We start from the raw sequence: 19,984 nt of genomic DNA, 5'->3' as shown, positions 1-19,984 counted from the left end.
AACACGGATTGGGGAGTGCGATGGGTGCGTGGGCGGCGGGACCGTTCGACAACGACGTGGCTGCGGACTGGTGCGGCGGCCTCGACGAGGCGTCGCCGGAGCGACGGCCCCTGCTGGTCGAGCAGGCGCTGCGCGAGGCGGCGGGGGAGGGCGACTTCCTGGACTCGTGGCCCGGCGCCAAGGCGGTCGCGGCGTCGGCGGTGGTCGCCGCGCACCTCCCCGGCGGCCCGTCGGTCGACTCGGCGTACGCGCCGGACTTCCTCACCGCCGGCGGGCGCCTCACGCTCTCCGCGGAGCTGCCGGCGCTGGCCCTGCGGGCGCTGGACCGGGTGCTCGCCGACGGGTCCGAGCTGGCCGAGCTCTGGGACGAGGCCGGGGAGCTCGACGAGTTCGCCGCCGCGCTCGCCCCGATCCGGGCCGCGCTGGCCAATCCGACCGGGTCCGTCGTCGTCGAGGGTTGAGGCGAGGTCACGGCCGGCGGGGGCCGGGCGGAGTGCGCCCCGACCGACCACCCGGATCGCCGTCGCGCCGGACCGCCGCCACCACCCGTTCGACGCGTACGCCGGTCGTCGGGTCGGTCCAGACGAACACCACCGGCCTGGCCGCCGCGAAGAGTGCCCAGACGAACGGCGGCAGGTCCTCGGGCGACATGCGGATGTAGGACGTCGCGCCGCCGACCCGACCGAGCAGGTGCTCCAACGTGAAGCGGTGCCGTCCCGAGCCGTCGAGGTGCTCGTGAGCCGGCGGGACGTGGCGCAGGCGGCTGTGGTCGCGCAGCACGTCGTCGGGCACGGCGGCGTCGAGCACCACCCGACCGGCGTCGAGCGGACGCTGGATGCTGACGTGGTGCTCGGGCGGGACCTGGCCCGGTGTGAGCGCCGGCTGCACCGCGAAGAACATCCCGCCCCCTCCACTCGGACCAGGTGTCGCCGATCGTAGTCCGTTCGGCACACAGTGGCACGGCCGAGGCGGGTGCCCTCAGACCGCCGGGGGCAGCACCTTCTCGATCGCGGCGCGCAGGTCCGCCGAGCCGGGCTCGACGGTGGGCGCGAACCGGGCCGCCACCGTGCCGTCCGGGGCGACGAGGAACTTCTCGAAGTTCCACCGCACGTCGCCGGCGTGGCCCTCCGCGTCGGCCGTGTCGACCAGCGCCGCGTAGAGCGGGTGGCGGCCGGGGCCGTTCACGTCGACCTTCTCGGTCAGCGGGAAGGTCACCCCGTAGTTGACCTGGCAGAAGTCGCTGATCTCGGCGGCGGTGCCCGGCTCCTGGCCGGCGAACTGGTTGCAGGGCACGCCGAGCACCACCAGGCCGCGGTCGGCGTACTCGTCGTGCAGCTCCTGGAGGCCGGCGTACTGCGGGGTGAGGCCGCAGCGGGAGGCGACGTTGACCACCAGCAGGGCGCGTCCGCGGTACCGCGCGAGGTCGGCCGGACCTCCGGCCAGGGCGTCGATCCGGGTGTCGAAGACGGTCATGGGTCGAGGCTACGCGCCGTCGCCGGGCCGTCGCCCGGGGGAGCGGCCGGAGGGCTGGTCGCGCTCCCAAAGTAAATCGATACATCGACATCTTGACGAATGGATGATGGCGTGAGTAGCGTCTCACCAACAATCTGGAAAGTTTCCTAACTGTTTAGGGAGACGCCGCATGAAGAGATCGCTCCGCCGGGCCCTCTGGGTCGGCGCCGTGATGGCGGTGACCGCCGCCACGGTCCCGATGGCCAGTGCGTTCGGCGCCGGCAGCGTGACCGCCGGCTTCGCCAAGGCGCAGGACTGGGGGACCGGTCACGAGACGCGGGTGACCGTCACCAACGGGACGAGCGCCCCGGTGAGCACCTGGCGCATCGAGTTCGACCTGCCGTCGGGCACCAGCATCAGCAGTTCCTGGGACGCCGACGTCACGCGCACCGGCAACCACTACGTCGCGGTCAAGAAGAGCTGGGCCGGCCCGATCGCGGCGGGTGCCTCGTTCAGCTGGGGCTACAACGGCACCGGCGCGTACAAGGCGCCGCTGAACTGCACGATCAACGGCGCGGCGTGCGGCGGCGGGACCCCGCCCCCCACCACCGCGCCGCCGACCACCACCCCGCCGACCACGGCGCCGCCCACCACCCCGCCGCCGACCACGCCTCCGCCGACCACCCCGCCGCCGGGCCCGGGCGGCAAGAAGGTCGTCGGCTACTTCGCGCAGTGGGGCGTCTACGCCCGCAACTACCACGTGAAGAACATCCACACGAGCGGCTCGGCCGCCAAGCTGACCCACATCCTGTACGCCTTCGGCAACACCACCGGTGGCCGCTGCACCATCGGTGACAGCTACGCCGACTACGAGAAGGCCTACACCGCGGCGGACAGCGTCGACGGCGTCGCAGACACCTGGGACCAGCCGCTGCGCGGCAGCTTCAACCAGCTGCGCAAGCTCAAGAAGATGTACCCGAACCTGAAGGTGATCTGGTCCTTCGGTGGTTGGACCTGGTCGGGCGGCTTCACCCAGGCCGCGCAGAACCCGGCCGCGTTCGCCGAGAGCTGCCACAACCTGGTCGAGGACCCGCGCTGGGCGGACGTCTTCGACGGCATCGACGTCGACTGGGAGTACCCGAACGCCTGCGGGCTCACCTGCGACAGCAGCGGCCCGAACGCCTTCAAGAACGTGGTCAGCGCGCTGCGGTCGAAGTTCGGCTCGTCCGCGCTGGTCACCGCCGCGATCACGGCGGACGGCAGCAACGGTGGCAAGATCGACGCCACCGACTACGCCGGCGCCGCGACGCACCTCAACTGGATCATGCCGATGACGTACGACTACTTCGGCGCCTTCAACGCGCAGGGCCCCACCGCCCCGCACTCCCCGCTCACCTCGTACGCCGGCATCCCGCAGCAGGGCTTCTGGTCGGACGCGGCGATCCAGAAGCTCAAGAGCAAGGGCATCCCGTCGGACAAGCTGCTGCTCGGCATCGGCTTCTACGGCCGGGGCTGGACCGGGGTGACCCAGGCTGCCCCGGGTGGCACCGCCACCGGCCCCGCCCCGGGCACCTACGAGCAGGGCATCGAGGACTACAAGGTCCTCAAGAACACCTGCCCGGCCAACGGCACCGTCGCCGGCACGGCGTACGCCAAGTGCGGCAGCAACTGGTGGAGCTACGACACCCCCTCCACGATCAACGGCAAGATGACGTACGCGAAGAACCAGGGCCTCGGTGGCGCGTTCTTCTGGGAGCTCTCCGGTGACACCGGCAACGGCGAGCTGATCGGCGCCATCAAGGGCGGTCTCGGCTGAGCCGAGGGCCGACGCACCACCCACACGGCGGGGAGGGACCACGCACCGGTCCCTCCCCGCCCGCTGTGTCCGGGCCGACGCGGGGGAGTGTCCCGCGTCGGCCCGGCCGGGCGTCCGGTGGCGTTCGGTGACGGGCACGTCGCGTGCCGGTGACCGGGCGGTTCGGGCGCGGCGGCGTCCGGGCACGTGCGTCGATGTGACAGACTCGCCGCTCAACGGGCTCGATGTCCACGGCGACGGAGGTGGCGATGCGCGCGACGCGCGGGAGGCTCGCGGCGGGCGCCGTGCTGCTCGGGACCCTTCCCCTCGTCCTGCTCGGCTGCGGTATCGGCGAGGAGGAGGATCCGGCGACCAAGCCTGGGCGGGCCCCGGCCGAGGAGGCCACCACGAAGTCGCGGGAGCGGGTGCAGGCCTACCTCGACGCGATGACCGCCAAGGACGTCGCGGCCGGGCGCAGCCAGCTCTGCGCCGCCCTCCAGGAGAGCTTCGACGCCGCGGCGACCGGCCCCAACGGCGACTTCGCCGACCACTTCACGGTGCCGCAGGCCGAGATCACCGACATCCGTTCCGGGCCCCGGGGCCAGGAGGTGAGCACGTCGATCTCGGTCGCCGCCGGCTCCCGCACACTCACCCGGCCGCTGCTGTTCACGGTCACCCGCGACGGCGCCGACTGGTGCATCGCCGCCGAGGCGCCGGGCGGCAACACCCCGGCCCCCGCCGCCACCCCCTGACCCGTCTCCCGGTGAGCCCGCTCTCACCTGCCGGAACCATCCCCCTCGCCGGTCGGTCGCCGGGCCGCTCGCCGTACGCTTTCTGTCATGCGCCATGAGTGGCATCAGCTGAGCCATCCCGCGGTGGGCAGCCCTGGGCTGCAGACCAGCCGTCCGACCGTCGACTCCGCCGAGGACGCGGCCCTCGGCCTCGACCGCTGGCGGGAGCTGCCGCGCACACAGATCCCGCCGTGGCCGGATCCGGCGGAGGTCGCCGAGGTCTGCAAGGTGCTCGACACGGTGCCCTCGGTGGTGGCGCCCTACGAGGTCGACCAACTGCGGCAGCGGCTGGCGCTGGTGTGCGAGGGCAAGGCCTTCCTGCTCCAGGGCGGCGACTGCGCGGAGACCTTCGTCGACAACACCGAGAGCCACCTGCTGGCCAACGCCCGCACTCTGCTCCAGATGGCGATTGTGCTCACCTACGGCGCCTCGCTGCCGGTGGTCAAGGTGGCCCGGGTCGCCGGGCAGTACACCAAGCCCCGGTCGCTGCCGACCGACGCGCGCGGGCTGCCCGCCTACCGCGGCGACATGATCAACTCGCTGGAGGCGACGCCGGAGGCACGGGCCGCCGACCCGCAGCGCATGATCCGGGCGTACGCGAACTCGGCCGCCGCGATGAACATGCTTCGCGCGTACCTGGCCGGCGGGCTGGCCGACCTGCACGCCGTGCACGACTGGAACAAGGGCTTCGTCAAGAACTCCCCGGCCGGCGAGCGCTACGAGGCGATCGCCCGCGAGATCGACCGGGCGCTGGCCTTCATCCGGGCCTGCGGGATGACCGACGACGAGGCGCTGCGCACCGTCACCCTCTACTGCTCGCACGAGGCCCTCGCCCTGGAGTACGACCGGGCGCTGACCCGGGTCTCCGACCGCCGGGCGTACGGGCTGTCCGGGCACTTCCTGTGGATCGGCGAGCGCACCCGGCAGATCGACGGGGCGCACATCGACTTCATCTCCCGCATCGCCAACCCGATCGGCGTGAAGCTCGGCCCGACGACGACCCCGGACGAGGCCATCGAGCTCTGCGAGAAGCTCAACCCGGAGAACGTCCCCGGCCGGCTCACCCTGATCAGCCGGATGGGCAACCACCGGGTCCGCGACGCCCTGCCGCCGATCGTGGCGAAGGTGACCGCCGCTGGCGCCAAGGTGGTCTGGCAGTGCGACCCGATGCACGGCAACACGCACGAGTCGTCCAACGGCTACAAGACCCGGCACTTCGACCGCATCGTGGACGAGGTGCTCGGCTACTTCGAGGTGCACCGGGGCCTGGAGACCCACCCGGGCGGGCTGCACGTGGAGCTGACCGGCGAGGACGTCACCGAGTGCCTGGGCGGCGCCCAGGGCATCGAGGACCTCGACCTGCCCGGCCGCTACGAGACCGCCTGCGACCCGCGACTGAACACCCAGCAGTCGCTGGAGCTGGCCTTCCTCGTGGCGGAGATGCTCCGTGGCTGACGTGCGAGCCCCTCAGCCGGCAGCCGGAGGGATGACAGTGGCTGACGCGAGGAGTGAGCTTGTGAGCCCCGCAGTCGGCAGCCGAAAGGATGACAGTGGCTGACGTATTCGTCGATCTTCGTTCGGACACCGTGACCCGGCCCACGCCGGGGATGCGGGAGGCGATGGCCACCGCCGACGTCGGCGACGACGTCTACGGCGAGGACCCGACCGTCAACGCGCTGGAGGCCGAGGTCGCCGCGCTGTTCGGGCACGAGGCGGCGCTGTTCGCCCCGAGCGGGTCGATGGCCAACCAGATCGCCCTGCAACTGGTGGTGCCGCCGGGCGACGAGCTGCTCTGCGACGCCGACGCGCACGTGGTGACGTACGAGATCGGGGCCGCTGCGGCGTACGGCGGCATCTCCTCGCGGACCTGGTCACCGGTGGGCGCGGACATCGACCCGGGCGTCGTCGCCGCGATGGTCCGTCCCGAGGGCTACCACGCGGTCCCCACCCGGGCGATCGCCGTCGAGCAGACCCACAACCGGGGCGGCGGCGGGGTGATCCCGCTGGCCACCCTGCGCGAGCTGCGCCGGGTCGCCGACGACGCGGGCGTGGCCCTGCACTGCGACGGGGCCCGGATCTGGCACGCGCACGTCGCCGACGGTGTGCCGCTGGCCGGGTACGGCGCCCTCTTCGACACCCTGTCGGTCTGCCTCTCCAAGGGGCTCGGCGCGCCGGTCGGCTCGCTGGTCGTCGGCAGCGCCGACAAGATCGCGCGAGCCCGGGTGATCCGCAAGCGGATGGGCGGCGGGATGCGGCAGGCCGGCATCCTGGCCGCCGCCGGCCGGTACGCGCTGGCCCACCACGTCGACCGGCTCGCCGCCGACCACGCGAAGGCGGCCCGGCTCGCCGAGGCGATCGCCCCGTTCGGGGTGCTGGCCACGACCGTCCGGACCAACCTGGTGCCGCTGGACCTGACCAAGGCGCCGCTGGACGCGCACGCCCTGGCCGCCGCCGCCCGCGCCGAGGGCGTCCTGGTCTCGGTGCTCGGCCCCCGCACCGCCCGCCTGGTCACCCACCTGGACGTCGACGACGCCGGCATCGAGCGCGCCGTCGAGGTCCTCACCCGCGTCCTGCGGGGCTGACCGCCCCGCCGGCCCCGCGTCAGGGGTGCAGACGCCTGAGGATGGCGATGTCGGCGGCGTGGCCGACGTGCTTCTCCGTCGGCGTCTCCACCACGACCGGGACGCCAGCGGTGGCCGGATGCGCCATCAGCTCGGCGAACGCCGGCTCGCCGATGGTGCCCTTGCCGATGTTCTCGTGCCGGTCCCGGGTGGAACCGCAGAGGTCCTTCGAGTCGTTCGCGTGCACCAGCCGAAGCCGGTCGGCCCCGACCGTCGCCACGAGCGTGTCCAGCGTCGCGGTCATGCCGCCCTCGGCGGCCAGATCGTGCCCCGCGGCCCAGGCGTGGCACGTGTCGAAGCAGACCCCGAGCCAGGGGTGCCGCTCCACCGCGTCGAGGTAGGGCCCGAGCTGCTCCACCCGCGAGGCGAGCGAGCGACCGCCGCCCGCGCTCGGCTCGACCAGCAGCCGCGGGCCGTCCGCTGCCGCCGCCTCGTCGAGCAGCGGCAGCAGCGTCTCGCGTACCTGCCGCATGGCGGCCTCGGCGTACCCCTCGTCGACCGCGCTGCCGGCGTGGAAGACCACGCCCTCGGCGCCGATCGCCCGGCCCCGGCGCAGCGCGTGGGCGAGCGTCTCCGCCGACCGCTCGACCGTGTTGGCGGTGGGGGAGCCGAGGTTGACCAGCAGGGACGCGTGGATGAAGACGGGCACGCCCCGCTCGCCGCAGCCGTCGCGGAACGCCACGTCCTGGGCCGGGTCGCCGGGCGGCAGCGCCCAGCCCCGCGAGTTGGACACGTAGACCTGCACGACCCGCGAGCCGGCCGCGTCGGCGTACGGCAGGGCGGCCCTCGCCAGGCCGCCGGAGGTGGGCGTGTGCGAGCCGACCAGCCGCTGCGGTGCCGGCATCGCTACATGCATCCGAGGGTGACCGGGGTGGCCGGCGGCACCTGCGTGTTCTCCGGCGGGTTCTGGAACCGGGTGATGCCGTTCGGGTTGAACTGGATCGCCACCGGGAAGCCCTGGCTCTCCAGGAGCTGCTTGGCCTGCTGGCAGGGCAGGTCGATGACCCGGGGCACGGCGACCAGCGGCGGGCCCTTGCTGAGTTCCAGCTTGACCTTCGCTCCCCGCTCCACCCCGGTGCCGTCGGCCGGGCTCTGCCCGAGGATCTCGTCCCTGGGCTTGTCGGAGTCCTTGTAGGTGGGCTCCACCAGCTCCAGGCCCAGCTGGGCGAGGATCGTCTTGGCCTCACCCAGGCTCTTGCCGACCAGGTTGGGCACGGAGATCGGGGCCTTGCCCTTGCTGAGGACGACCGTGATCTTGTCGCCCGGCTTCACCTCGGCGCCGACCTTCGGGTTGGTCTCCAACACGACGCCCGCGGGCAGGTTGTCGTCGTAGCGGGCGGTGCCCTTCGCCACCACCAGCTTCGCGTCGAGCAGGTCCGCCTCGGCGAGCTCGAATTCCTTGCCCACCACGTCGGGCACCGGGAAGCGCTCCGGCCCCAGCGAGAGGGTCAGCGTGATCGTGCCGCCCTTGACGATCCGGGTGGCCGAGGCCGGGTCCTGCGCCAGGACGGCGTCCTTCGGGACCTTCTCGTCGTAGCGCGGATCGGCGTAGCTGAGGACGACCCCGACGCGGGCGGCCTGCGCCTCCGCGTCGGCCTTGGTCATCGCCACCAGCTGCGGGGCCTCCGTGTAGCGTCCGGCCGCCAGCCACCAGCCGCCGCCGGCGACCAGCAGGACCAGCACCACCGCGGCGGCGATGACCGCCCTGCGGCCGCGCGGGTCGCCCATCACCCGGGCGCGCAGCGCGGACAGCCGCGACCACAGGCCCTCGTCCTCGTCGGGCTCGGCCCGGCGACGGCCCGCCCGGGGGGCGGCGCCCTCGGGCAGCCGGGCCCAGGCGGGCCGCTGGGCCGGCTGGACCGCCGCGACCATCATGGTCGGCCCGGCCATCGGCTCGTCGGACACCCGGCGCAACACGGCGGTACGCGTGTTCGCGTCGCCCAGGTCGTCCCGGACCGCCTGCACCTCGGCCAGCAACGCGCCGGCGTCCGTCGGCCGGGCGCCCGGATCACGCCGGGTGGCCCGGGCGACCAGTTCGTCGAGCGCCCTGGGCAGGCCGGGCACCAGGGTCGACGGCGTCGGGACGTCGTTGTCGACGTGCTGCCAGGCGACGTCGACCGGACGGTCCCCGTCGTAGGGCACCCGACCGGTGAGCATCTCGAACAGCACGATGCCGGCGGAGTAGACGTCGGTGCGGGGGTCGGCGTGCCCGTCGGTGACCAGCTCCGGGGCCACGTACGCGACCGTGGCCATCAACTGGTTGCCGTTCTCGTCGTCGGCGCTCGCCTCGACCGCCTGGGCCAGCCCGAAGTCGGCGACCTTGACGACGCTGTCGACCAGGTTGGCCGCGCCGCCGGTGGGGGCCTCGGCGACCAGCACGTTCTCCGGCTTCACGTCGCGGTGCACCAGCCCCGCCCGGTGCGCGGCGGCGATCGCGGCGAGCATCTGCTCGGCGATGGCCAGCGCCTCGTCGGGGTTGAGCCGACGCCGCTCGGCGAGCACGTCGCGCAGGGTGCGACCGCGGACGTACTCCATCACGAGGTAGGGCAGGCCCGAGTGTTTGCCCTGGTCGTAGACGGCGACGACGTTGGGGTGGGTCAGCCGGGCGATGGTCTTCGCCTCGTCGGTGAACCGCTCCACGAAGCCCGCCGTCCGCGCCCCTGGTTCCGGGGCCTGGGACGGGTGAATGATCTTGAGTGCGACGGTGCGCTCGAGGCGTTCGTCGGTGGCGGTGTACACGGTCGCCATGCCGCCACGGGCCACGCGACCGCGGATGCGGTAGCGCCCGTCGATCAGCGAGCCCAGCAACGTGTCGGCGACCTGTGTGTCCATCGGCAGGGAGTCTATGTGTCCAGGGGGTGAAGGTTGAACAGGATGCTACAGATGGGGTGCGACCAGGACTGCCCCGCCGCGCTCGCTTCCCCCGCCGGCCCTGCTCAGCCGGCTCGTGGGGGTGCCGTTGACCCCGATCGGGCGGGACATGGCAGGGTGGTCCGGTGACCGACTCAGTACCCGCCGACCGGGCCGTGCCCGGCCCCGAATCCGCCGGCCCCGCCGATGCCGCCGACTGGCTGACCCTGCCGGACGTGGCCGAGCGCCTCGACGTGTCGATCAGCAAGGTCCACCAGATGATCCGGGACCGGGAGCTGATCGCGGTACGCCGCGACGGCGTCCGCCGGATTCCGGCCGACCTGGTGGCCAACCAGACGGTGCTGAAGCACCTGCCCGGCGTGCTCAACCTGCTGGCCGACGGGGGCTACGACGACGAGGGTGCGCTGCGCTGGCTCTACGAGCCGGACGACACCCTGCCGGGCGGCAACCCCGCGAAGGCGCTCGCAGGCGACCAGGCCCGCGAGGTGAAGCGCCGGGCCCAGGCCCTGGGCTTCTGACCCGCCCCTGCCCCTCGCCCCCGCGCGGGTGGGCCGGTCAGCGGGTCAGTCGGCGCGGCGGGTGGCGGCGATGGCCAGGTCGACCAGGGCCTGCCGGGCCTCGGTGTCCAGGTCGACGGCGGCCAGCGCCGCCAGCGCGGTGTCGGTCAGCACCCCGATCCGCTGCTCCGTACGCGCCAGCGCCCCGCTGCCGTCGATCAGCTCGCGCAGCCGGGTGACCCCGGCCTCGTCCAGCCCGGGGTCGCCCAGCCCGCCGAGCAGCAGTTCCCGGCCCGCCCCGTCGGTCGTCTCCAGGGCCGCCGCCACCAGGTAGGTCCGCTTGCCCTCACGTAGGTCGTCACCGGCCGGCTTGCCGGTCTGGGCGGGATCGCCGAAGACCCCCAGCACGTCGTCGCGGAGCTGGAACGCCTCGCCCAGCGGCAGCCCGTACGCGGAGTACGCCGCCCGGACCTCCGCCGGCGCGTCGGCCAGCGCGGCGCCGAGCAGCAGCGGCCGTTCGACCGTGTACTTCGCCGACTTGTAGCGGGCGACCTTGCCGGCCCGCTCCACCGAGGTGTCCCCGGTGACCTGGGTCAGCACGTCGAGGTACTGGCCGACGGTGACCTCGGTGCGCATGGCGTCGAAGACCGGCCGGGCCCGGGCCACCGTGCGCGGGTCCAGGCCGGCGGAGTGCAGCAGGGCGTCGGACCAGACCAGGGACAGGTCGCCCAGCAGGATCGCCGCCGCGTCGCCGAAGCCGTCCGCGTCGCCGCCCCAGCCGGACGCCCGGTGCCGGGCCGCGAACCGCCGGTGCACCGCCGGCTCGCCGCGCCGGGTGTCGGAGCGGTCCATCAGGTCGTCGTGGATGAGCGCGCTGGCCTGCACGAACTCCAACGCGGCCAGGGCGGTGACCACCTGGTCGGTGTCCACCCCGCCGGCTCCCCGGAACCCCCAGTAGGCGAACGCCGGGCGCAGTCGCTTGCCGCCGCCGAGGACGAACGCCTCGATCGCCTCGGCGAGCGGAGCCAGGGCGTCGTCGACCCCGGCCATCCAGGCGCGCTGGCTCGCCAGGAACTCGGTCAGGGCCTTGTCGATCCGTTGGCGCAGCCCGGCGCGGTCGACGGGGGAAACAGGAGCAGCGTGGGTCACGCCACGACGCTAGCCGGTCGGGGCGGACCCCGTCGCGGCACCGGGGGGCCGACGCGCCGCACGCCACGTGGGAGCCTGCCGGCCTGCCGGCCCAGGTGGCGGCCCCGGCCGGGGCAGGTACGGAGCCGCCGCGGCGGCGAGCGCCCGGTACCGCCGGACGGCCGGCTCGTCGCCGTGCCCGGCCAGCCGCTGGCGTACGTCGGCCAGTTGGCCCAGCGCGCGGGGCGACCCGGCGCGGACCGCGTCGAGCAGCGCCTCGCCGGCCACCGCGCAGGCCCGCTCCACCTCGCCGAGTTGCAGGTAGCCCCGGGCCAGCCAGCCGCCGTAGATCGCGGAGGTGCGGGGGCCGCGCCGCCGGACGGCGTGCAGGGGCGCCTCGGCCGGGAGCGGTCGGCCCAGAGCGACCAGCGTGCGCCCGGTCATCGCCGCCAACTCCGGCCCGTCGAGCCAGTAGAGCCACGGTGGCTCCCGGCCCGGCTCCGGTGCGTCGGTCACCCGGCGGGCCGCGTCGAGTGCCTGCCGGGCCGCCCCCGCCCGGCCACCGAGCGCCGCGGCCAGGGCCACCCGGTGCAGCAGCAGGGCCCTCAGGCCGGGGCTGGCCGACCGCCGTGTCCCCGCGTACGCGGTGCGGGCCAGCACCAGCGCGCCCTCCGGGTCGCCGACGCCGGTGAGCAGGTGGCTGGCCGAGCCGAGCACGTGCCCGGCGAGCGACGGGTCGCCGGCCGTCGCGGCGGCGCGCAGTGCCAGCCGGTACGCGTCCAGGGCGCCGGCGCCGTCCCCCGCGTCCGCGGCGAGCCAGCCGGCGAGCTGGGCGGACTCGGCCAGCTCGGGCAGCAGCCGGGGGCGTGCGGAGGGGGCGCACCCGGACAGCGCCCGCACCGCCCGTCCCAGCCGGTACGCCCCGAGCCCGGCCAGGTCGGCCCCGCCGACGAGGTCGTCGAGCCGGCGCAGCTCCGCCAGCCGTAGCGGCCCCGCGCCTTCGTCCCGGGCGGCGGGCCGGGCGGGTGTGCCGGGCAGCAGCACGGCGCGCGGGTCGGCGAGCCAGCGCTGGGCCAGGGCGAGCAGCGCCGACCGGGGCCGGGACCCGCCGAAGGCCGGCGGCGGACCGAGGCTGCGGGTGCGGGCCGCGGCGGTGGCCAGCAGGTCGGCCGGCACCGCGAGGACCACGGCGAGCCAGCCCAGCCAGAACTCGCCGGGCAGGCGCAGCTGCCGCTCCCACCGGGAGACCTCGTGCCGGCTGAGGGTCGGCACGCCGGACGCGGCGCAGAGCTCGGCCGCGACCCGCAGCTGGCTCCAGCCCCGGGCCAGCCGGAGCTGGGCGAGCAGCGGCCCGAGCAGTTGCGGGCCGGGCGGCGGGGGCGGCGTCATCGGTCCTCCGGGACGGTGTCGGCGAGGCGGCGGCGCGGGCCCCGGAACGGGACCGGTGCGCCACCGGTGGATGCTGACCCCCGCGCGTGCCCCCGGCGGGTCGGCCTTCCGGCCGGGCCCACCCCGCGCAACCCCATGACTACTCCGGGGGTACGACGCTTTCCGGCCCCGGCGGGGCCGGCGGCCGTGCGGTCCGGCGTCCACCAGTGTGGGAAGGTCTCGGCCTGGAGGGCCCGGCCCGCTAGAGTCGGGGCGTGGCGCTCGGTCTTCCATCGGTCCTTCCCAATCCGCAGCCGGCGATCGGGGAGCTCATCCGTGACCGCCAGCCGACCTTCTCCTTCGAGTTCTTCCCGCCCAAGACCCCGCAGGGCGAGCGGCTGCTGTGGCAGGCGATCCGCGAGCTGGAGTCGCTGCGTCCGTCGTTCGTCTCGATCACCTACGGCGCGGGCGGGTCGACCCGCGACACCACCGTCGCGGTCACCGAGCGGATCGCCACCGAGACCACCCTGCTGCCGATGGCCCACCTGACCGCGGTCAACCACTCCGTGGCCGAGTTGCGCCACGTCATCGGCCGGCTCGCCGGGGTCGGGGTGCGCAACGTGCTCGCCGTGCGGGGCGACCCGCCGGGCGACCCGGGCGGCGACTGGGTGCGCCACCCCGAGGGCGTGCTCTACGCCGAGGACCTGGTCCGCCTGGTGCGCGACGCCGGCGACTTCAGCGTCGGGGTGGCGGCCTTCCCCTACAAGCACCCGCGTTCAACCGACGTCGACAGCGACACCGAGCACTTCGTGCGCAAGTGCCGGGCCGGCGCCGACTTCGCGATCACCCAGATGTTCTTCGACGCCGACGACTACCTGCGGCTGCGCGACCGGGTCGCCGCCACCGGCTGCGACACCCCGATCCTGGCCGGCGTGATGCCGGTGACCCAGATCGGCACGATCGAGCGCTCCACGCAGCTCTCGGGGGCACCCTTCCCGCCGGCCCTGGCCGAGCGGTTCGCGAAGGTCGCCGACGACCCGGAGGCGGTGCGCCGGCTCGGCGTCGAGCAGGCCAGCGAGATGTGTCGGCGGCTGCTCGACGAGGGCGTGCCGGGGATCCACTTCATCACCCTCAACCGTTCCACCGCCACCCGCGAGGTGTGGCAGAACCTCCAGGTCGACGCGCGGGTGTGACCCCGGTGCCGCGACACCTGAACGGCGGTGCGACGGTTGTTCCGTGGTGGGCACACAGCTGAACTGGGACGAGTACGCCACGGCCTGGGCACGGCTGCACGGGGGCTTCGACCCCCGGGCGGCGGCCCCCGTCGTCCGCGCCTGGCTGCGGTTCGCCTACCACGTCGGGTTCGTGCTGGGCCGGCTGCGGGTCGGCCCGACCCCGGTCACCGTGGTCGGCGTGCTGCTCTGCGCCTGCGTGCCGCTGTTCGCCGTACGGCCGCAGAACGGTCCCTTCCTCGCGGCGCTGTTCGTGCTGCTCGCCGCGGTGGCGGACAGCGTCGACGGCGCGGTGGCGGTGGCCACGAACCGGACCACCCGGCTCGGCTACGTCTACGACTCGCTGGCCGACCGGCTCGGCGAGGTCGCCTGGCTGGCCGCGTTCTGGCTGATCGGCGCGCCGGGGGCGCTCGTCGTGACCGCCGGCGCGCTCTCCTGGCTGCACGAGTACGTCCGCGCCCGGGCGGTCTCCGCCGGCATGCGGGAACTCGGCGCGGTGACCGTGGGGGAGCGTCCCACCCGGGTCTCGGTGGCCCTGGTCGGGCTGCTGCTGGCCGGGCTGACCGGGCTGATCGAGCCGGACCTGCCGGCCGGCACGATCACCATGGCGACCGCCGTCTGGGTGCTGTTGGCCGGGTTTGGCCTTGGCCAGCTGCTCTCCGCCGTCCGCCGCGCCCTGATCGACGCCGGCTGACCGCGCGCGGGCCCGTCCGAACGGCCTCTGACCGGGTGCCGTGGTGTCAGGAAGGTGCCCTTCCGCTACCTCAGGCGTTGACCAGTGCCCTTCCTTACCCGGCAGCCGGTGCTACCAGGCGGGGCCGATGTCGTCGGCGACGATCTGGGCGGAGAGGGTCACCATCGGCAGGCCGCCGCCGGGGTGGCTGGAGCCGCCGACCAGCCACAGCCCGTGCGCCGGCCCCCGGTTGGCCGGGCGCAGCAGGCCGCCGGCGGTGCCGTAGATCGATCCCCCGGGCGCGCCGGTCGCGTCGTCCAGGTCGGCCGGGGTGCGGACCTCCCGGAACACCAGCCGGTCCCGCACGTCGACGCCGCGCTCGGCCAGCACGTCGAGGACCCGGTCGGCGTACGCCTCGGCGAGGCCGGGCCGGCGCCAGTCGACGGCACCGGTGGCGGTGCCGTGCCGGGGTGCGTTGACCAGCACGAACCACGCCTCGTGGCCGGCTGGCCGGACCACCGGGTCGTCGGCCACGGTGACGAAGACGGTGGGATCGGCTGCCGGTCGGGCCCGCACGCCGCGCCCCGGGTGGCCGAAGACCGCGTCGAACTCGGCGTCGTAGTCGCCGGGGAAGAACACGTTGTGGTGGGCCAGCCCGGAGTCCCCGGTAAGGCCGAGCAGCAGCACGAAACCGGCCAGGCTGCGGTCGGTCAGCCCGGTCAGCCGGCGCGGGCTGGGCAGCAGGTCCCGGTAGAGGGTGAGCGCGTCGACGTTGGCCACCACCACGTCGGCGGGGACGGGGGCGGTGACGCCGCGCAGGCGTACGCCGTGCACCCGGCCGCCCGCGGCGTCGATCCGGGTGACCGTGGCGCCGGTCCGCACGACCACGCCGAGGTCCAGGCAGCGGGTGAGCAGCGCGTCGGCGAGCGTGCCCAGCCCGCCGCGCAGGTACCAGCCGCCGAAGGTCAGCTCGGCGTAGGGCACGGCGACCAGCGCGGCCGGCGCCCGGCGCGGGTCGGCGCCGGTGTAGGTGGCGTACCGATCCAGCAGCATCCGCAGCCGGGGGTCGGAAAGGTGCCGTCGGCCCAGCCCGCGCAGCGTCCGGCCCGGCCCGATGGCGGCCAGGTCGCCCAGCCGCCAGGCCAGCGCGGCCAGGTCCCGCGGGGAGTCGATCGGGCGGCGCAGGATGTCCCGGTCCGAGGCCTGCCACACCCGCGTGGCCCGGCGCCACAGCCGCTGCCAGTCCGCGGCGGCCCGGTCGCCGAAGGCCGCGCCGATCCGGGCGGCGAACTCGGCCGGGTCGGCGCACGAGTCGAGGGCCGGGCCGCCGCCGGGGAAGACGTGCCGGACGATCGGGTCCACCGGCGTCAGGTCCAGGTACTCGTCGAGTTTCGCGCCGGTCGCCTCGAACAGGTCGTGGAAGACGTCGGGCAGGGTGAGCAGGCTCGGCCCGGTGTCGAAGTGGAACGCGCCCGCCGGCGTGTCGCGGACGTACCGGCCGAGCTTGCCGCCGACGGTGCCCGCGCGTTCGAGCACGGTGACCTGGTGCCCGGTGGCGGCCAACCGGGCGGCGGTGGCCAGCCCTCCCACCCCGGCGCCGACGACCACGATCCGCGCCATGCCGCGCCTCCCTAGGTGACGGGGCGGCCGCGCCAGGACAGGCGACGCCGCTTTCGCAGATGGTACGACCGCAGGGTCAGCCAACCGAGGACCACGACCGACACGGGGTGTGCCAGCGCGTCGGGCCACCACCGGCCCCCGGTCGCCCGGGCGCTGACCGCCCGTCCGGTGACCCCGAGCAGGTAGGCGGCGAGCGCCGCGGCGGCCACCGTCGGCGCGCCGGCGGCCAGGGCGACGACCGCCAGCAGCGGGGGAGCGGTGTAGAGCAGGAGCAGCAGGGCCACCACGGCGGCCGCCGCCCCCGGGTTGCCGAAGGTCGCCCAGAGCGACTTCGAGTAGCCGTCGCGCAGCTGCGGCCAGTCCTCGTACATCCGGCAGGCGGCCAGCCGCGAGCCGTCGGCGAGGGCGATCCGGCCGCCGGCCCGCTTGACCGCGCGGGCCAGCTCGACGTCCTCCAGGACCTTCCCGGCCACCACGGCGTGCCCGCCGGCGGTCTCGTAGCCGGCCCGGTCCACCACCAGGAACTGGCCGCCGGCGGCGGCCAGCGACGGCCGCCGCGAGCGCTCCATCGCCCGCAGCGGCAGGAAGGTGAGCCACAGCCACTGCAACAGCGGCTGGACCAGCCGGTCGGCCACCGTCGCCACCAGGATCCGGGGGTACGGCGACAGCAGCGTCACCCGCGCGGCACGCAGCTCGGTGACGGCCGCCGCGACCGCGTCCGGGGCGAGCACCACGTCGGCGTCGACGAAGACCAGCGCGGTCGCCGCGGGGGCCGCCCGGGTGGCCAGCTGCCAGCAGGCGTGCGGCTTGCCCAGCCAGCCCGGCGGCGGGGCGACCCCGTCGAGCAGGGTGACCCGGGGGTCGTCGCCGGCCACCGCGCGGACCACGTCCGCGGTGCCGTCGGTGGACCCGTCGTCGAGCACCACCACGCGCAGCCGGGGCACGCCCCGCTGGGCGAGCAGCGCGCGCAGGCACGGGGTGACCCGCGCGGCCTCGTCGCGCAGCGGCAGCAGCACCGCCACCGGCTCGGTGACCGGCGCCGGCCGCTCGGCCGGGCGGCGCAGCCAGCGGCCGGCGTTGAGCAGGGTGTGCGCGGTCAGCGCGGCCACGCCGAGCAGCAGCGCGAGGACGGCGGTCATGCCGTCGCGTCGACGCCGGGGCGCTGCGGCTGACGGGTCCCGTGCCGGTCGTCGCGGCGGGAGCGGATCAGCGTGACCGCCAGCGGCACGGCGGCCACCGACATGCCGACCGCGCCCCAGAGCGCCGAGGCGGGCAGGTCGAGGAAGACCGCGTGGGCCAGCACGCTGGAGAAGTACGTCCACAGCCAGAGCGCGAACATCGGGCCGTCCCGCCCGTCGGTGGTGGCCACGGCGGGCCCGGCCAGCGGGCGCAGCGCGCTCATCATCAGCACGGCGAAGAGCAGCCAGCCCAGGTAGTTGCTCACCGGGATGCCGGGCAGGCCGGGCAGCGCGGGGGTGGCGTCCCGCCAGACCCAGTAGCCCTCGGCCACCATCTGCGGGTCGAGGAAGAGGTCCCAGGCGGCCAGCCCGACGGCCGCCAGCGCGATCCGCCGGACGGGGAACCGCCCGCCCCGGCGTCCCGGCGCGTCCCCGGCGCTCGGCCCGTCCCCGGCGCCGGGCCTGGCGCTGGCGTCGCCGCCGGTCAGCCGGGTGGCGGCGAGCCAGGCCGGCCAGGCCATCCAGGTCCAGGCCAGCGGGATGATCAGCGGCACCCCGGCCAGCTTCGGCCCCAGCTCGCCGGAGTAGTCGTAGCTGCCGAACGGGAAGCCGGTGGCCACGCCGAGCGCCTCGATGGCGAACCCGCCGACCGTGGCCACCGCGACCAGCGCCGCCGCCGTACGCGGGCCCCGGCTGAGCAGCGCGTGGCCGACCGAGAGCAGGTAGCCGAGCACGACGGTGGCGACGGTCAGCCGGGCCCGGGTCTCCCCGGTGGTCAGCGGGTAGCAGATCTGCGCCAGCACCAGCACGGCCAGCAGCGCCCAGGACAGCCGTCGGGTCATGGCACGGGCCGGCCGGGCGGGGTGGGTGTCGGCGGCTCCAGCGGCAGGTCCCGGCCGAGCACGCCGAACGGACGCTCGTCGCCGGGGAAGTGGAAGTCGCGCAGGACGTCGGTGAAGCCGAACCGGCGGTACAGCCGCCAGGCCCGGGACCGCTGCTCGTCGGCCTCGGGGGTGGAGAGCAGCGTGGTCGTCCCCTCCGCCAGGCTGAGCAGGGCCCGCAGCTGCCGCGCGCCCAGGCCGTGCCCCTGCGCGGGCGGGCGGACGTGCAGCTCCACCACCTCGAAGCAGTGGGTCAGCCAGCGTTGCCGGGTCGGGGCGTCCAGTGCCCGCCAGACCTGGTCGTGCCACCACTGCCCGGAGCCGCCCAGGTAGCCGTAGCCGAAGCCGGCCAGGTGGCCCTCGCTGGTCAGGCTGGCGACGGCGCGGAAGCCGGGCCGGCGTACGTGGGTGGCGATGTAGCCGCGTCGGGACTCCAGCAGCTCAGGGCGGTAGCCCATCGCCTCGCCGTAGACGGCCACCACGTCGTCCAGCCGTCGGACGAGATCGTCCGGCGTCCACCGCACCAACCTCATGCCCGTACACCCTCCGCCGCTCCCGGGTCGCCGTCCGCGACCCACCCCAGCACCGCCCGGTCACCCACCACGTCGCGCACCTCGAACCGCGCGAAGAGTTCCTCCGCGTACCACCCCTCGGTGGGGGTCCGCATGATCGCCGCCCGGTGCTCCGGGTGACGGTACGCGAACGCCACGAGGTCCGCCGGGTCGCGCCACACGCTCACCGTGCCCTGCCAGCCCAGCGGGGCCTCGCCGATGCCGAAGCGGGCCAGCAGGCCGGGCGCGGCGTGCAGCGCGGCGGCCACCGGTGGGATCGCCCGCCAGAAGGTGGCCGCCCGACGGGGCCGCAGCCGGGCCCGGGTCAGCGCCAGCACCGGGCCGGTGACCCGGCCGCCGGGCGGCTCCCCGAACGGCCGGCGCCCCGACCATTCGCCCCGGCTGCTCAGCGGGCGCAGGTCGACCCGGACGGACGCGCGGGCGATCCGCGCCCAGGCGCGTCCCACCGGCGAGCCGTCGAAGCCGGCCGCGGCGGCGGGGGAGTCCCACACGGTCAGCGCCGCCCACCGGGTGAGGTCGGCGTCGCCCGGCCCGAAGCCGGTGCCGGTCCCGGTGCCGAGCAGCTTGCCGAACCGCACGCCGGGCACGGCCCGCAGCCGGCGGGGGTCGACCGCCATCCGGGTCAACGCCCGGGGCAGCGCGGCGCGGGAGGTGCGCCACACGTGCAGGGTGACCAGCTCCGGGACGTCGGCCCCCACGGTTCGCGCGCTCCGCTCGCTCACGCCACCGCCTCGCTCCGCTCCACGGCGGCGCGAGGCGCCGCGCTGCTGAGCCCCATGGTTCGCGCGCTCCGCTCGCTCACGCCACCCCGGTCGGGACGCCGCCGGTGACCCGCAGCAGCTCCGGGTACGTGGTGGGGAAGACCGCCTGCGGCACGCCGCCGGCCGCCCAGATCTCGTCGTACGACTCCAGGGCGGTGTCCACCAGGGTGCGCAACGGGCGCGGGTGGCCGACCGGGGCGACCCCGCCGATCACCTGCCCGGTGTGCGCGCGGACGAACTCCGGGGTGGCCCGGCGCAGCCGGCCGACCCCGATGGACGCGGCCAGGCCGGCGGTGTCCACCCGGTGCGCGCCGGAGGTGAGCACCAGCAGCGGCGCGCCGTCCGCCTCGAAGACGAGCGAGTTGGCGATCTGGCCGACCGCGACGCCGAGTGACTCGGCGGCGGCAGCGGCGGTGTGGACCGCGTCGGGCAGCAGGCGGACGAGGCTCGGCGCGCCGGACCCGTCCCGGGCGCCCGCGGCGTCGAGCACGTCCTGCACCGCCCGCACGTTCGGGTGTGGCTGCATGTCGACCATTCTTCCCGG

At 75.2% G+C, this 19,984-nt stretch carries 20 protein-coding genes; 8 read left to right on the top strand and 12 right to left on the bottom strand.

Annotated elements, in window-relative coordinates; all coding sequences use genetic code 11:
* The first annotated feature begins 20 nt into the window (after nucleotides 1–20).
* Nucleotides 21–461, top strand: coding sequence for a DUF4259 domain-containing protein (locus OG989_RS29770; RefSeq protein ID WP_327029153.1), 441 nt, complete (start codon nucleotides 21–23; stop codon nucleotides 459–461).
* A gap of 7 nt (nucleotides 462–468) precedes the next feature.
* Here OG989_RS29770 and OG989_RS29765 read toward each other — a convergent pair whose 3' ends face one another.
* Together OG989_RS29765 and OG989_RS29760 are read right to left on the bottom strand one after the other, a co-directional pair.
* The gene (locus OG989_RS29765; protein WP_327029152.1) at nucleotides 469–900 is read right to left on the bottom strand and encodes a hypothetical protein; all 432 of its coding nucleotides are present in this window, start codon (nucleotides 898–900) and stop codon (nucleotides 469–471) included.
* A 78-nt stretch (nucleotides 901–978) separates the two neighbouring features.
* Nucleotides 979–1,473 (bottom strand): glutathione peroxidase, encoded by a 495-nt coding sequence (locus tag OG989_RS29760; RefSeq protein ID WP_327029151.1) that lies wholly within the window; start codon nucleotides 1,471–1,473, stop codon nucleotides 979–981.
* A gap of 169 nt (nucleotides 1,474–1,642) precedes the next feature.
* Between OG989_RS29760 and OG989_RS29755 the strand changes: the two genes are divergently transcribed.
* The 4 genes from OG989_RS29755 (at nucleotide 1,643) to OG989_RS29740 (ending at nucleotide 6,620) form a co-directional block, all read left to right on the top strand.
* Complete coding sequence (locus tag OG989_RS29755; RefSeq protein WP_327029150.1) at nucleotides 1,643–3,268, top strand: glycosyl hydrolase family 18 protein; 1,626 nt, start codon at nucleotides 1,643–1,645, stop codon at nucleotides 3,266–3,268.
* A 248-nt stretch (nucleotides 3,269–3,516) separates the two neighbouring features.
* Nucleotides 3,517–3,999, top strand: a complete 483-nt coding sequence (locus OG989_RS29750) for a hypothetical protein (RefSeq protein WP_327029149.1) — start codon at nucleotides 3,517–3,519, stop codon at nucleotides 3,997–3,999.
* Between the two features lie 87 nt (nucleotides 4,000–4,086).
* Nucleotides 4,087–5,493 (top strand): class II 3-deoxy-7-phosphoheptulonate synthase, encoded by a 1,407-nt coding sequence (locus OG989_RS29745; protein ID WP_151456989.1) that lies wholly within the window; start codon nucleotides 4,087–4,089, stop codon nucleotides 5,491–5,493.
* Nucleotides 5,494–5,588: 95 nt separating this feature from the next.
* Entirely contained in the window at nucleotides 5,589–6,620 is a 1,032-nt protein-coding gene (locus OG989_RS29740) for a threonine aldolase family protein (RefSeq protein WP_327029148.1), read from the top strand.
* 19 nt (nucleotides 6,621–6,639) lie between these two features.
* Here OG989_RS29740 and OG989_RS29735 read toward each other — a convergent pair whose 3' ends face one another.
* Nucleotides 6,640–7,503 (bottom strand): deoxyribonuclease IV, encoded by an 864-nt coding sequence (locus OG989_RS29735; RefSeq protein ID WP_327029147.1) that lies wholly within the window; start codon nucleotides 7,501–7,503, stop codon nucleotides 6,640–6,642.
* Nucleotides 7,504–7,505: 2 nt separating this feature from the next.
* Nucleotides 7,506–9,491, bottom strand: coding sequence for a Stk1 family PASTA domain-containing Ser/Thr kinase (gene pknB / locus OG989_RS29730; protein ID WP_151456992.1), 1,986 nt, complete (start codon nucleotides 9,489–9,491; stop codon nucleotides 7,506–7,508).
* Nucleotides 9,492–9,655: 164 nt separating this feature from the next.
* Between pknB and OG989_RS29725 the strand changes: the two genes are divergently transcribed.
* On the top strand, nucleotides 9,656–10,048 hold the full coding sequence (locus OG989_RS29725; RefSeq protein WP_425856117.1) for an Rv2175c family DNA-binding protein: 393 nt from the start codon (nucleotides 9,656–9,658) through the stop codon (nucleotides 10,046–10,048).
* Between the two features lie 45 nt (nucleotides 10,049–10,093).
* Here the strand turns inward: OG989_RS29725 and OG989_RS29720 are convergent, their stop codons facing one another.
* A complete protein-coding gene (locus OG989_RS29720; protein WP_327029146.1) occupies nucleotides 10,094–11,176 on the bottom strand; it encodes a polyprenyl synthetase family protein in 1,083 nt (360 codons plus the stop codon).
* A gap of 9 nt (nucleotides 11,177–11,185) precedes the next feature.
* Nucleotides 11,186–12,544, bottom strand: coding sequence for a transcriptional regulator (locus OG989_RS29715; RefSeq protein WP_327029145.1), 1,359 nt, complete (start codon nucleotides 12,542–12,544; stop codon nucleotides 11,186–11,188).
* A 254-nt stretch (nucleotides 12,545–12,798) separates the two neighbouring features.
* Between OG989_RS29715 and metF the strand changes: the two genes are divergently transcribed.
* Entirely contained in the window at nucleotides 12,799–13,716 is a 918-nt protein-coding gene (metF, locus tag OG989_RS29710) for a methylenetetrahydrofolate reductase [NAD(P)H] (protein WP_151457013.1), read from the top strand.
* Between the two features lie 43 nt (nucleotides 13,717–13,759).
* Entirely contained in the window at nucleotides 13,760–14,449 is a 690-nt protein-coding gene (locus OG989_RS29705; RefSeq protein WP_151457012.1) for a CDP-alcohol phosphatidyltransferase family protein, read from the top strand.
* A 111-nt stretch (nucleotides 14,450–14,560) separates the two neighbouring features.
* Here the strand turns inward: OG989_RS29705 and OG989_RS29700 are convergent, their stop codons facing one another.
* From OG989_RS29700 to OG989_RS29675, 6 genes are all read right to left on the bottom strand, one after another.
* The gene (locus OG989_RS29700; protein WP_327029144.1) at nucleotides 14,561–16,048 is read right to left on the bottom strand and encodes a phytoene desaturase family protein; all 1,488 of its coding nucleotides are present in this window, start codon (nucleotides 16,046–16,048) and stop codon (nucleotides 14,561–14,563) included.
* 11 nt (nucleotides 16,049–16,059) lie between these two features.
* Nucleotides 16,060–17,187, bottom strand: coding sequence for a glycosyltransferase (locus tag OG989_RS29695; RefSeq protein ID WP_327029143.1), 1,128 nt, complete (start codon nucleotides 17,185–17,187; stop codon nucleotides 16,060–16,062).
* Nucleotides 17,184–18,068, bottom strand: a complete 885-nt coding sequence (locus OG989_RS29690) for a carotenoid biosynthesis protein (RefSeq protein ID WP_151457009.1) — start codon at nucleotides 18,066–18,068, stop codon at nucleotides 17,184–17,186. Before OG989_RS29690 ends, OG989_RS29695 begins: the two co-directional genes overlap by 4 nt.
* Nucleotides 18,065–18,640, bottom strand: a complete 576-nt coding sequence (locus tag OG989_RS29685) for a GNAT family N-acetyltransferase (protein WP_151457008.1) — start codon at nucleotides 18,638–18,640, stop codon at nucleotides 18,065–18,067. Before OG989_RS29685 ends, OG989_RS29690 begins: the two co-directional genes overlap by 4 nt.
* Nucleotides 18,637–19,401 (bottom strand): monooxygenase, encoded by a 765-nt coding sequence (locus OG989_RS29680; RefSeq protein ID WP_327029142.1) that lies wholly within the window; start codon nucleotides 19,399–19,401, stop codon nucleotides 18,637–18,639. Before OG989_RS29680 ends, OG989_RS29685 begins: the two co-directional genes overlap by 4 nt.
* Before the next feature lie 76 nt (nucleotides 19,402–19,477).
* On the bottom strand, nucleotides 19,478–19,966 hold the full coding sequence (locus OG989_RS29675) for a YbaK/EbsC family protein (RefSeq protein WP_311411600.1): 489 nt from the start codon (nucleotides 19,964–19,966) through the stop codon (nucleotides 19,478–19,480).
* Nucleotides 19,967–19,984 lie beyond the last annotated feature (18 nt).

It is taken from the genome of Micromonospora sp. NBC_01740, from assembly GCF_035920365.1.
In the GTDB taxonomy this organism is placed as follows: domain Bacteria; phylum Actinomycetota; class Actinomycetes; order Mycobacteriales; family Micromonosporaceae; genus Micromonospora; species Micromonospora reichwaldensis.
The sequence above is the reverse complement of the archived record's forward strand: the minus strand, read 5'-3'. Positions and strand labels throughout refer to the sequence as shown.